Source organism: Leptospira sanjuanensis, from assembly GCF_022267375.1.
Taxonomy (GTDB): domain Bacteria; phylum Spirochaetota; class Leptospiria; order Leptospirales; family Leptospiraceae; genus Leptospira; species Leptospira sanjuanensis.
This window is the reverse complement of sequence record NZ_JAIZBH010000001.1, coordinates 417,142-430,045: the sequence shown is the minus strand read 5'-3', so window position 1 is coordinate 430,045 and position 12,904 is coordinate 417,142. Positions and strand designations below refer to the sequence as shown.

Annotated in this window: 11 protein-coding genes; 5 read left to right on the top strand and 6 right to left on the bottom strand. The window is 44.8% G+C overall.

The annotated features are described in order from the left end of the window. Window positions 1–245: 245 nt before the first annotated feature. Entirely contained in the window at window positions 246–413 is a 168-nt protein-coding gene (locus LFX17_RS02055) for a hypothetical protein (RefSeq protein WP_238728651.1), read from the top strand. An 8-nt stretch (window positions 414–421) separates the two neighbouring features. Continuing rightward, on the top strand, window positions 422–3,016 hold the full coding sequence (gene leuS / locus LFX17_RS02050) for a leucine--tRNA ligase (RefSeq protein ID WP_238744758.1): 2,595 nt from the start codon (window positions 422–424) through the stop codon (window positions 3,014–3,016). Between the two features lie 156 nt (window positions 3,017–3,172). Here leuS and LFX17_RS02045 read toward each other — a convergent pair whose 3' ends face one another. From LFX17_RS02045 to LFX17_RS02025, 5 genes are all read right to left on the bottom strand, one after another. Further along, window positions 3,173–4,246: an LIC10486 family protein gene (locus tag LFX17_RS02045; protein ID WP_238744755.1), complete on the bottom strand. Its 1,074-nt coding sequence runs from the start codon at window positions 4,244–4,246 to the stop codon at window positions 3,173–3,175. An 11-nt stretch (window positions 4,247–4,257) separates the two neighbouring features. After that, window positions 4,258–4,983, bottom strand: coding sequence for a hypothetical protein (locus LFX17_RS02040; protein WP_238744753.1), 726 nt, complete (start codon window positions 4,981–4,983; stop codon window positions 4,258–4,260). 102 nt (window positions 4,984–5,085) lie between these two features. Then, window positions 5,086–6,435 (bottom strand): threonine synthase, encoded by a 1,350-nt coding sequence (thrC, locus tag LFX17_RS02035; RefSeq protein WP_238744751.1) that lies wholly within the window; start codon window positions 6,433–6,435, stop codon window positions 5,086–5,088. Between the two features lie 3 nt (window positions 6,436–6,438). Continuing rightward, window positions 6,439–7,431, bottom strand: coding sequence for an SPFH domain-containing protein (locus LFX17_RS02030; protein ID WP_118954128.1), 993 nt, complete (start codon window positions 7,429–7,431; stop codon window positions 6,439–6,441). Between the two features lie 100 nt (window positions 7,432–7,531). Beyond that, window positions 7,532–8,116, bottom strand: a complete 585-nt coding sequence (locus tag LFX17_RS02025) for an LIMLP_15305 family protein (RefSeq protein WP_135571190.1) — start codon at window positions 8,114–8,116, stop codon at window positions 7,532–7,534. A 127-nt stretch (window positions 8,117–8,243) separates the two neighbouring features. Here LFX17_RS02025 and LFX17_RS02020 point away from each other — a divergent pair, with 127 nt between their 5' ends. Genes LFX17_RS02020 through lepB form a run of 3 tightly spaced genes read left to right on the top strand, consistent with a single transcriptional unit; the run spans window position 8,244 to window position 12,021 of the window. Then, window positions 8,244–9,839, top strand: a complete 1,596-nt coding sequence (locus tag LFX17_RS02020) for an LA_3751/LA_3752 family putative glycosyltransferase (protein WP_238744749.1) — start codon at window positions 8,244–8,246, stop codon at window positions 9,837–9,839. A 53-nt stretch (window positions 9,840–9,892) separates the two neighbouring features. Further along, a complete protein-coding gene (locus LFX17_RS02015) occupies window positions 9,893–11,443 on the top strand; it encodes an LA_3751/LA_3752 family putative glycosyltransferase (RefSeq protein ID WP_238744742.1) in 1,551 nt (516 codons plus the stop codon). Next, window positions 11,440–12,021, top strand: coding sequence for a signal peptidase I (gene lepB, locus LFX17_RS02010; RefSeq protein WP_238744740.1), 582 nt, complete (start codon window positions 11,440–11,442; stop codon window positions 12,019–12,021). The genes LFX17_RS02015 and lepB overlap by 4 nt, the downstream gene beginning before the upstream one ends. A gap of 88 nt (window positions 12,022–12,109) precedes the next feature. On the opposite strand, the gene LFX17_RS02005 is transcribed toward lepB, so the two are convergent. After that, window positions 12,110–12,898: a hypothetical protein gene (locus LFX17_RS02005; RefSeq protein WP_238728641.1), complete on the bottom strand. Its 789-nt coding sequence runs from the start codon at window positions 12,896–12,898 to the stop codon at window positions 12,110–12,112. Window positions 12,899–12,904: the final 6 nt, after the last annotated feature.

The window sequence follows — 12,904 nt, the reverse complement described above, 5'->3', positions numbered from 1 at the left end:
TATCAACCATTGGAAACTCGCTTTTTAAAAAGCATTCCACATAAAACAAAAGATCTTATTTTTTTTAAAAAAAATTCCATCTATTTCTGATCACCGCCGGCTAATTTTTTTTGACTCTAAACTACCCGGTTTTTATAACGTAATCTCCGATCTGCCGGGAAGGGATGTTGTTGGATCACGTTTCTTTCCGGATTTATTGACACTCTGTAAATAAACAAATCAGCATGGATAAGTCTGGGAGCAAAATGCAATTACTCGAAGAAAAACAAACCGATACAAAGGAAAACCATCTCTTGACTTGCACCGGATGCAGAACAAAAGTCGCGCAACTTTACCAATACGATCTTTGCAAAACTTGTTTGAGTAAAACGTTTCAAAGATTGATCAAGGTAATCGACTCCGTAAGAAAGTAAGGATCCAAATGCAATATCCGTTTCAGGAAGTAGAATCCTTTTGGCAAAAATACTGGGAAGATAACAAAAGCTTTCAGACAAACATCCGGTCTGCTAAACCGAAATTCTACTGTTTGGATATGTTTCCTTATCCTTCCGGAGCCGGACTTCACGTAGGTCACCCGGAAGGTTACACTGCGACGGACATTCTTTCCCGCTTTAAGAGAATGAAGGGTTTTGAAGTTCTGCATCCGATGGGCTGGGACGCCTTCGGACTTCCCGCGGAACGTTATGCGATGCAAACCGGCGTCCATCCCGCGATCACCACAAAAAACAATATCGATAATTTTCGCCGCCAGATCCAGATGATCGGGCTTTCTTACGATTGGTCCCGTGAATTGTCTACGACCGATCCGGATTACTACAAATTTACGCAATGGATCTTCGTTCGGCTCTACGGTTCGTGGTTCAACCCGGAGTCGAACAAGGCGGAATCCATAGATGCACTTATACAACGATTCTCCGCAAAAGGCTCCGCCGGACTGGATTATAGAGAATTCTCAGCGGAAGAATGGAAACAATTCTCCGTAGCGGATCAGGAAAAGATCCTTTCCGACTTTAGACTCGTATATCAGGCGGAAATTCCCGTAAACTGGTGCGAGGCTTTGGGAACGGTCCTCGCAAACGAAGAAGTGGAAGAATGGGTCGGCAAGGGTTACGAAGTCGTTCGTAAACCGATGCGTCAATATATGATGAGAATCACCGCTTACGCGGATCGACTTCTCGAAGATCTCAAACTGGTTCAATGGCCTCCTTCCACTTTGGAAATGCAGAAGAATTGGATCGGTAAAAGCGAAGGTCTCGAAATCACGTTTCCGTTTCCCGCAACTCTGCCGAGCGGACTCGACGGAATCCGAATTTTTACCACAAGACCCGATACGATCTTCGGCGTGACTTATATGGTCGTAGCGCCGGAACACCCGATCGTTACGGAGATCACGACTCCCGAACAAAAACAAAAGGTGGAAGAATATCAAAAAGCTTCTTCCTTGAAGAGCGATTTGGATCGTATGGAACTGACCAAGGAAAAGTCCGGTGTGTTCACGGGTTCTTACGTCGTCAATCCCGCCGATCCGGCTCAGAAAATTCCGGTTTGGATCAGCGACTACGTGTTATACGGATACGGGACCGGAGCGATCATGGCCGTTCCCGCACACGATCAAAGAGACTACGAGTTCGCGAAGACGTTCAGATTAAAAATTCTTCCGGTGATCGAAGGTGAAATTTCGGAATCGACCGCGTTCGATTCTAAAACTTCCGTTTGTATCAACTCGTCTTCCTCCGAAATTTCAATCGACGGATTGGATTGTCCAACGGCTTCTTCCAAGATCATCGCGTGGGCGGAAAACAAGAAGATCGGAAAGAAAAAGATCCAATTCAAACTCAGGGATTGGCTTTTCGCAAGACAGAGATATTGGGGAGAACCGATTCCTCTCGTTCATTATCCTTCGGGAGTCACAAAACCGATCCCTGAATCCGAGCTTCCATTAGAACTTCCTAATTTAGAAGAATTTAAACCTTCCGGAACCGGAGAATCCCCTCTCGCGCTCGCGAAAGAATGGCTGAAATACAAAGATCCGGAAACGGGCGAAATCGGAACGCGCGAGACGAACACGATGCCTCAGTGGGCCGGTTCGTGCTGGTATTATCTGCGTTATATCGATCCGAAAAACGGAAAACTGTTCTGCGATCCGGAATTGGAAAAGAAATGGATGCCCGTAGATTTGTATGTCGGCGGCTCCGAACACGCGGTGCTTCACCTTCTTTACTCGAGGTTCTGGCATAAATTCTTATACGATATCGGAGTCGTTTCCACACAGGAACCGTTTGCGAAATTGATTCACCAAGGTTTGATCCTCGGAGAAGACAAACGCAAGATGTCCAAATCTCTCGGAAACGTAGTCAACCCGGACGACGTCATTCAAGAATACGGCGCGGATAGCTTGCGGCTTTTCGAAATGTTCATGGGGCCGCTGGAAATGGTCAAACCTTGGAGCACGAGAGGTGTGGAAGGTGTGTTCCGTTTTCTCAATCGGATCTGGAGACTCTTTCACACAGGCGAGGGAGAATCCTTCCGCTTGGACGACGTAGTTCCGACCCCTGAAGAATTGAAAATTCTTCACAAAACGATCCAGAAAGTCAGCGAAGACATTCCGAACTTTTCGTTTAACACAGCGATTTCGCAGCTGATGATCTTTGTGAACGAGTTCACACCGACCGACCGTAGACCGAAGGAAGCGCTGGAACCGTTTATTCTTCTTTTGGCTCCGTTCGCTCCTCACTTAGCGGAAGAACTTTGGAAACGCGCCGGCAAAAAAGAATCGTTGACCTACGAAAAATTCCCCGAGGCTAACCCGCAATATCTCGTCGAATCCGAGATTCTAATCGTGGTTCAAGTGAACGGAAAACTCAGAGACGAGTTCAAAGCTCCGAAGGACGTTTCTCAAGCGGAGGCGATCGGATTGGCTAAAAATCTGGATAAGATCAAAGGAATCTTGGAAGGAAAGACGATTCGAAAAGAAATCTACGTTCCCGGCAAGCTCGTCAATATCGTGATCGGCTAATATACCGAAGTTTCAGTTTCGTGTAAGAGTTCCAACAAAACTTGCACCGACAAATCAGTCGGATCGTAAGACTAGGAATTTGTGGGAACTCCCGCAACTACGGAAAAACCCCACACGTTCCGAGAACACACCGACCCCAGTTCGGCGGCTGTATCGTTATTTCATAATCAGGAAAACGAGCAGGCCCACAACGATCACCACACCGGCCACGATGATCATCCCCAAGGAACCACCGCCTCCGGATTCGACCTTTGAGGGCGCTGGCGAGGAAGAAGCGGATTTGGTCTTCACTTTCGCAAGCCGCACGGGACGTTCTTCAAACGCTTGAAGTAAAACGCCGGAAGGTCCTTTCGCGAAGATATGATATTCCCCTTTGCCTGCGGCGATTCCGATAAATTCTCCGATGACGTTTTTCGGATTTCCCGCTTCGTCAAAACCTCCGAGAGTCTTCGCCATGGCTTTTTCGTCCATGGATCCGGTCGGTAATTGAAAATATAATTTATCGCCTTCGGTCAATTCGTCGAAGTCAACTCCTCCAACGGGAGCAAGAACGGTTTTGGAAAGAATCACTCTTCCGAACGGTTTACGGAATTGTTCGATTTGTCTTTGAACCGGAGTTTTTTCCTGGCTTTCGGGAACTTGTCCGATGGCGGGTTCTTCCGAAGGTCTGTTTACTGCGGGAATAATACCGGCAAAAACGTTTTTCGCTCTGAACTTAGGGCTTGATAAGAATTCAACGTCCGCCTGAATCCGAACCTGATTCACTTTCAAAGAAGTTTTGATCTGATTCTCGAGAATGTTTACGAAGCTGGAAGCGTCGTTCTTTTCCCAATTCGCATAAGAAGATTCTAATACGGCTTTCGTAAGTTTGGAATAAACGATTCTTCCGATGCTGTCCGAAAGACCGGGATCGAACGGTTCGGATTTTGCGGCTTCCACCATATCCAAAGCGAATGCGGCCGAGTCTTCAAAGCTCCGGATTTTACGGATCAACGACGAGTTCGAAAATAAGGAAAAGATTTCAATGACGTCGTTTTTATATTTACTGACGATTGCGACTACCGCGCCGCTTCGGTTTTCGATATCGATTCTGATTTTTAATAAGAAAGCATCGCGGATCTTTCCTTGGATCAATTCAACGGCTTGATCTTCCGTTAACACGGACTCAAGCGCAAGATTCATAAGATTCGCTTGTTCCTGTAATTTATTTACTTGATTGCTCGGTTCCATTCGTCCTCATTCTACATACTCGAAGCGAAATTCTGCCCTCGGGCGAACTTCAATCTTCTCGGAATGTAATCCTCTCTGAGCGGGATTTCGACTCTGGCAACAGTCTGGGAAATCCCTTTTCTACTGTAAATCGTAAACAGATGCCTGTCAAATCCGCTCTGTGCAACCAGAATTTCCACCATCGTAATTCCGAGACCCGCACCTTCCGTAGAATCGCCGAACTTCATAAAGAACTCGAAGAGATTGTCGAAGTCTCTTGATATACGAAACTTCTCCCGAACCCTCTTTTCTTCCTGATCGGTAAGCTGAAAGTTGTTTAATATCTTCAAAATGATTCTATGTTCGTTAAAATAAAAGGTTACTTTGATTGTCAGATCATGTTCTTTCATTTTCTCTCTATAAAATGGGAACTTTTTGTCGCTTAAACTGCTGTGAAACGATTCCATCCCTCGAGCGTAGTCATCGGTCGATTCGATATTCAGTTTCGATTCTTTGAATAAGATCCGTTTGATCGCGGCCTTTGTGGCGTTTACGATCAATTCTTTCGAAGACGTGTATAAAAGTTCGGTAAGATCGAGACGATCGTATCGGGTGAGAATTCCTTGAATGATGTATTTGAGTTTTTTCTCGCCCTTCGGTGTGAGGACGTGCGTGATCAACGAAATGGGAATTTCTTTCGAAATCGCAGAATCGACTTCCATTTGGAAATCGGCGGATACGTCGTCAAACTCCCTCATGAATTAGAGATATATGACGAAAAACTTCCGAGTTTCGACGAAAAAAAAATAATTAGGAAAAAAAGTCTTAAAAAAATTCCAAGTTTTCGAACCGAAAAAAGTTTATCCGAGGCGTAACAATTCCCGAATCAGACCGACGACCTTTGTCGCATTAGGCTCGATTCGATGAATGGAGTTCACAATCTTAGAATCGGTTCCCGGAATTTTACCGTCATGGAATTGAAGCTTGAATTCGGTGAATTTCAATCCGTGCGCCGTCGAAATTACGACCACATTCTCCCCTTTTGCAATCGTTCCTTTTCGGACGAGTTTGTTCAAAGCCGCCAACGCAACTCCCGTATGCGGATCGTTGTATAAACCGAAAAGATCGGCTCTTGCCGCCGCATCGGCTAACTCGGATTCGCTGGCTTGTTCCACAACCCCGTTGAATTTTTTGAGGGTTTTGATCGCCTTTTGAATCGAAACGGGATTTCCGATTTGAATCGCGGAAGCCAGCGTCGTTTTTGCGGCGACCGGTTCGAAACTTTCAAAATTCTTTAAGTAGGAAAGATACAACGGATTTGCATGCTCTGCTTGCGCCAAAACGATTCTCGGTAATTTAGAAATCAACCCGAGGGAAAGCATCATTTCGAATCCGGCTCCGAGTGCGGATACGTTTCCGAGATTGCCTCCCGGAATCACGATCCAATCCGGAACGTTCCATTCAAGCTGTTGCGTGATTTCCACGGAGATCGTTTTTTGACCTTCGATCCGCAAAGAATTCATCGAGTTTGCAAGATAGATTCCCGCTTCGCGAGTCACTTCTTTGACGATCTGCATACAACCGTCAAAGTCCGTATCCAGTGCGATCACTTTGGCTCCGTTGGAAACAGGTTGGATCAACTGCGCTTGAGAAACCTTCCCCGCAGGTAAGAAGATGATCGCCGGTATTCCCGCCTTAGCGGCGTAAGACGCAAGCGCCGCGGAAGTATCTCCCGAACTTGCGCAAGCCACCGCATGAATCGGAACACCCGATGCGATCATGTGTTTTACTTGGGATAATAAGACCGTCATTCCGAGGTCTTTGAAAGACCCGGTATGGGAGATCCCGCATTGTTTTACATAAAAACTTCCGAGCCCGAGGCTTTCCGTAAGTCGGTCGGAGTTAAAAAGATGGGTGAGACCTTCTCCGGAGGTTACGATGTTCTTGTCTTCGATATGAGGCAGAACCCATTCTCTCTTATTCCAAATCCCGGAAGAATTCGGAAACTTTACGGAGCGGAATCGGGAGTCGAATTGATTTTTCCACTCCTGACCCGATACGGTTTTGAGCGCGTCCAAATCGTGTGAGACCTGGAGAAGACTTCCGCATTTTTTACACTCGTAAACGATTTCGTTCAGATCGTATCGAGTTTTGCAAGAGTCGTTAATACATTCAAATTCTGCTTTGTATCGGGTAAGAGTGGAAACCATATTTTAGATAGAATTCAAAATGTCCTTTTTTTTGGTATCAAATTCTTCCTGAGTGATGAGCCCTCCATCCAGGAGGGTTTTCAATTTGGCGAGTCTTGCCGTCGCGTCTTCCGCTGCCGGTTTTGCTCCGCCTTGGTTTTGACCCATCATGTTTGCCATCATCCCCGCCATGTTCATTCCCATTCCGAGACCCATCCCTGCGCTCATTCCCTCTCCAGCGGAACCGCCAGGATTGCTCGCAGCCGCTTCGCCGATATCCAACATTCTCTTTTGCTGATACATGTTGCCCATCGTATCGATCTCGAATTTATCGGTGAGAATTTTCTGAATCTTTTGGAAGTTCGGATCGTTCTGATCGAAGTTGATCGATTGAATGAAGAAGTCTACGACCTCGAGTCCGTACTTTTGAAAGTCCGGCTGGGTTTTCGTTTTCCCGGCGGCGGAAGCCTCTTCGAGATGTTGCGCGATCTGAGTGATCGGAACCCCGTTTTTTAATACGACTTCGGAGATAAAATCGCTGAGTCTCGTAACCACCATCGGCTTGAGAAGTTTGTCCACTCCGTCGTGGTTGAATCTCTGTTGCGTTCCGACAACGGTGTTTACGAAGGATTTGGAATCGATGACCTTAATATTATAATTTCCGAATGCTCTTAATCCGAGAGTGATATGATATTTCGGATCTTCGATCTGAATCGGAGCCGGAGTTCCCCAGGTCATGTTGATAACGGATTTGTTCACATAGACGATTTCCGCCGTGAAAGGGGTTTGTCCGCCGAACGGTAAGTTTACAAGTTTTTCGAGAATCGGAATGTTTCCGGTTTTTAACGTGTGCGTTCCCGGACCGAAAACGTCGAGAGCCTTTCCTTCCTTGAAAAAGACAGCTTCCTGACTTTCGTTTACGACGAGTTGACCGAAGTGACTGATATCGTTTCTCGGAAATTTCCAAACGATTTCTCCGGGTTGTCCCTCGTATTTTATTACATCAATCAATGCCATGGTTTATTTCCTTTATCGTTATTTAAGATTGCACGAGCGTATAGACGCCGATTCTTTCGACATTCTTTCAAAGATACGAAAGATAAGACCCGCTTTCCTATCAAGAGAGTTTCGAGAACAACGTCTTTCTGGATCGAAACGCGTTTTCCAATCCGTCCAAAGCGAAACGAATGTCCCCGATCGTATTCTTAATTTCCTGAACGGAGGAATCGGCCGTAACTTTGAGAGATTGAATTTTGGATTCGATTCCTTCCACTTCTTTAAACAAGGAAAAATCGAATTCCGCAAGTTTTTCCAATTCTTCCGAAGTCGCTTTAAAACCAGTTCCCAACCCGGTCGTTCCGTAACCCGCCGATTGAATCGTATTCACGAGTTTATCGATCAGCAAAACCGCGATTTCGCTGCTCCCGATGAGATCCATCTTTCTTGCGGAAACGAAAGCCTCTTCCATTCTTCGAACGGGTTCTTTCAAAAGGGAAATCTTGGAAGCCAACTCTTTTCTCAATAGAGAATCGGCGTTCTGAAATTCATGATCCTTAAGAGCGCTCGAATACAGAGGGAGCTTTTCCATAAAACTTCGGATTTTTCCGCGTTCCGTATGATAACGGGAAATCAGAGTTTTTACCGGCGACGTTGAAAGAAATTGACCAAGTAAATTTTGACCTGTAGAAGTTTCCTGCTGCATAATCCTCAAGTTTTACACGATTCTCCGATTGGATCAATGAAAAAACGAAACGGATTGACCTCGGAACGGAAATCGATACGTTGACTCCTTACGGGATTCCTCCTTAAATAACGATTTTTACAAATTCATGATCGCTCGAACGAAAGATTTTATCACCCGAGTTTTTACCCATAAGGCTTCGCTCATACCGGCCGCTTTTTTCTTTTCCTATTTTTTATACCTAACCGTTCCTCCGAAATATCTTCTTTCCGCGGATCACTACGAAAAGTTCATCCTCGGAAAATCGATCTTTCTCAGCGGGTTCCGATCCTTGGACGTTTTTTATCCCGGATTAAAGTTCGATCCGGAACTCAAGTTCAGCCTTCTCAAGATGTCGATCGTAAACGGGCATACGATCATCGCGTTTCCTGTTTCATTAGGAATTCTTTATGCGTTTGCGTATCCGCTCGGAGGCGCATACGGAATTTATTTTTTGTCCGCGTTGTTGATCGGTTTTGCGTTGTATTGGATCGGCAAAGAATACGACGTTCCGTCCTGGCAGATTCTCTTGTTTTCCTTTCTTACTCCCGTCGTGATGAACGGCTATCTATTTATGGACGTAGGAGTGGGACTGTTTCTTTTCGTATGCGGAACGGTTCTCTACCAAAGATCCAAAGAGAAACGATCGATATTATTTGCGGCGTCCTCAGGGATCGTCGTATCTCTTTGTTATTGGTTCCGATTGGAATATCTGATTTTTATAGGAATCTATTGGGCCTGCGAGGCGTTTTTCCGTTTTCCGTTCCGAGAAAAAAACGGAAATCAAACGCGATTCTTTTTAACTTCGGCGATTCTGGTTCTTTTGTTTTTGGCGTATTGCGGATTCAACCAGACGTTCTTTCATTCCCCCTTAGGACCGAGATATAACGCGAATTACGACTCCGCCGGCGGCTCCAATCTATTTAAGAATTTCATAAATCTCTTATTTTACGGAAACCTAAAGTTAGGTCTTTTCGGATATTCTCCGTTTTTATTCATCGGGCTTTTCACTTCCGCGTTTCTATTCTTAAAAAGAAAAATTGAATTCTCCGAAAAAGAAACCGCTCTGATTCTCAGTTCGATTCTGGGGATACTCGCCGCCGCAAGCGTCGCGCCGAACGACGGCGGTGCGGAATTCGGCTCTCGTTATCTCGCGCCCGGCCTTCCCGGATTGTTTTTACTTGCTTCCAGAACCTTTACGTTTCTCAAAACTCAAACGGTCGTATGGAGAATTTTATTTTACGCGCTTCTTGCGGTTTCAGTATTTCCGACTTGGATCTATTACAAAACCACGAAGGGTTTCGCGAAGAATACAAAGATCGTTCAGGAATTTATTTTAAAAGAACCGCAGGAGAATCTTCTCGTCTTTCAAAACGGGTTGATCGGCGGAATGGCGAGCGAAGGTCTGTATTTTCAAGGTCGGGTCTATCAAGCGGTCGGAGTTCAGGAACTCATCGATCTTTTGAAAAAGTTTTCCGCATTCCACAAAAGAAAGTCGGTTCCGTTCGAATACTTCGCTTATTCGAAAGAATATACGGAAGGAATGAAAACCTTGGAATACGACGCGAACACAAAAGAAGGAATGATCGGCTTTCTGAGCCTTTTCGATTCAAACGCGGTTTCCAAGATCGAATCCATTCGAATTCTGGATAAAAAAAAGATCGGAAGCATCGAGATCCTTTATGGGATATATGAGGAAAAATAGGGCGCAGCGCGATCGTGCGCTCGTTTCAGAAAACGGAAATACATGAGAATATTATGAAATTTAAAAATATTTCTTATGAATCGATCCGAAAAATCGCCTCTTCGACCGGACTCAAAATCGCGGCGCTGATTTTACTTTTTGCAGGTTCTTTGACGGCGGCCTACTATACGAAACCGGACGCTTCCTTTGCGGCGGACAGCCTAATGAAAGTTCTACAAGCGAAGGGCTGGGTCGAAAGCGATTTTCGATCCCAGGAAGTTTTTTATTTGGGAAAACGAATCGACTCTGAATTTCATTTCTTTCCGATCGCAACCGCAACCACGGAGCGAGGCGAAAAAATCGGTCCGTTCCCGATCGCGAACACTTTGATCACAGCCCCATTCCTTTGGCTCAATCGCCCAGGATGGCTCGTTTATCTCTGTGCGATTCTTTTTTGCGCTTATATAATTCTTTTATATACGATGACAAAACGTTTCATGGTTTCGATTGCAGCAGTGTTCGCAACGCCATTGTTTCATCACTTCATTTCTTTTTCGGATGTTGCCGTTGCGGCGCTTTTGATTCTTTTGGCCGTTCTATTTGTATATCGCGAAAATTCCATTTTTTCGGGAAACCGCACGGCACCAATGTTTCTTTCGGGAACTCTAATCGGATTGTCTTGCTGGTATCGACCGGAAGCGCTGATTCTTGCCGTATGTCTGAGCGGCTCAGCGGTATTTGTAAAGTTTTTTTCGAAACAAAGCCGACTTTCCGACGACTGGAAACAAATAACCGCGTTTCTTTTCGGCTTTGCCATAATCTTTAGCGCATTTGTACTTTATAATTTTCTAAATTATGACTCGCTCTTAGGTCCGCGAGTTACCTCCAACCGATCGATCTCCGACTTCAATATTTCGGTGAAAATTTCAAGCGTACAAAGTCTTTTATTCGCAGGGAACGGTCGTCTTGGATTTTTCGGATATTCCCCCTGGTATGCTTTCATTCTTCTTTTCGGATTTTGGAAGTGGAAGAAAGCGAGCGATAGCGTAAGAATTTGGATTCTCGCCTTTTGCACGAATCTGATTGCCGTAGGAATTCTCACTCCGAACGATTCGAATATCGATTGGGGTTCACGTTACCTGACCTGCAGTGTTTTTATTCCGCTTGTACTTTTAAACGAAATCAAAATTCCGGAAAATCCGAAAAAATGGATTCGGAATCTGATTTTACTCGGTTTTGGAATTTTGATTCTTTATTCCGTCAACGTGAATTTAAAAGTGATCCCCTTGATGAGAAAGATCGCGATCCAACTCGATCGAATTCAAAACGCAATCCCTTGGGACCGATCCAAAGTCTTTATTACACAAAAGATTCATATCGCGAATACGTTCGGTTTAAATTATCTTTCACAAACGATTCTTCTGATTCACAGTCCGAAAGACCTGGAGGAAATTCTCCGTTCAAATCCGAAAGAAACGTTCTTTTTAGTGGAAGACCAGCTCGACAAATCCTTATCCGTTCTTGTTCGAGAAAAGTTTTCGGCGCAATTCGTAATCAGAGAAGTTCCGAGTAGTGAAGAGCTCTTGCGTTTGACAGAAGTTACTTCAGAGCAAAATAGAAAATGAAAGACCTCGAATTAAAATCGAAGATAAGAAAGTATATGCGAAGTATTCTTCCCGTATTCCTTTCCTTGTTCACGATTCTACTGATGAGGATTTTTTTATTTCAAATATATTTCATTTCCGGTTATTCGATGGCCCCTTCTTATAAGGAAGGAGATTTAATCTTAGTCACTAAATGGGGATTTCCTGCGAGAATCGGGAAATGGGAAATTTCCTTCATCGAAGGAAAAGTCGATCGTTTTGAAGTTCTCGTTCTCGACGGATTGGAAGAAGAACTCAGTTTAAAAAGAGTCGTCGGACTTCCGGGAGATTATTTCCGTTTTGAAAACGATCGCATTCTCATCAACGACGGACCATTACAGGAAACGTTTTTAAAACCGGGCTTTAAAACGATCGCGCCGTCCCTGTCCATGATTCCGATGAGCGCAGTCAAAGGGAACGTTCCGATCGGAGACGCGGGAAGAATTCCTCCCGGCTATTTTTTAGTGTTAGGCGATAACCGCGAAAACTCTACGGATTCCAGAAACTACGGCTTGGTTCCGTTCCAAAAACTGCGCGGAAAGGTTTGGCTGTTTTTGTAGACTCGAGAAATCCGGAAAACGGACACACGGAAATCTTATATTCAGAATATTTAATTCTTTCTATATACTAATGTTTGAATTCTTTACTCTATTTTTTAAAATCATTCTCGCCCGTTTCCTTAAACAAAAGCGCGTCGTCGAAGTCGGAACCGCGATGCGGAAAGGCCTGTTCGTAGAAAAGGGCCGCAAATAACTCGAAGTCTTCGTCCGTAGCCAAGGAGTTTTCCTCCCAGTATTCGTTTCTGCGTTTGATCAAAACGGAAATCGTTTCGTCTTCCAGGGAAAATTCCTGTCCGGCCTCGTTTAACTTGCGGATCAACCAATTGAGATTATAAATCGTATACGGCCCTAAAAATTCCAATGTCGCAACCGTGGGTTCTCGTTTCATCAGCGCCTCGGTGTGAAACAAGGGAACTCTCAAGTCGTATGCGTCCTTCGTTTGCAGATAATGTTTGTAATTGGCGGAGATCGATTCCAAAAACGAAAACGTATTGAGATAACTGTTTCGAATCATAGTTTCCTTTTCGGGATACCGAAACAGCACGTCCATCACGTCGACAAATTCTCCTTTGGAAATCGCCTCGCGCAGAATCTCGTCAGCGGGCGCCGGTTTCGGAATCGGATCGACCAGTTTAACGAATAGATATTTGATTTCGTACGCGAATCTGGATTCTCTCGGAATGTAATATTCGATCCAGATCGGTTCTTTGTAATAATGGATGAGTTCTTTTTTGGGAAGATCCGGCGTTACGCTGAGCGACTTCAGCTTTTTAACGTCGTCCGTGATTACCTTTTTCCCTTCAACCCTCGTTCTTGATTTTTTGATCTGCCGTAATTCCGACTTATTCAATAGGGGTTTTGGTTTGAACGGCTCCATAATCTA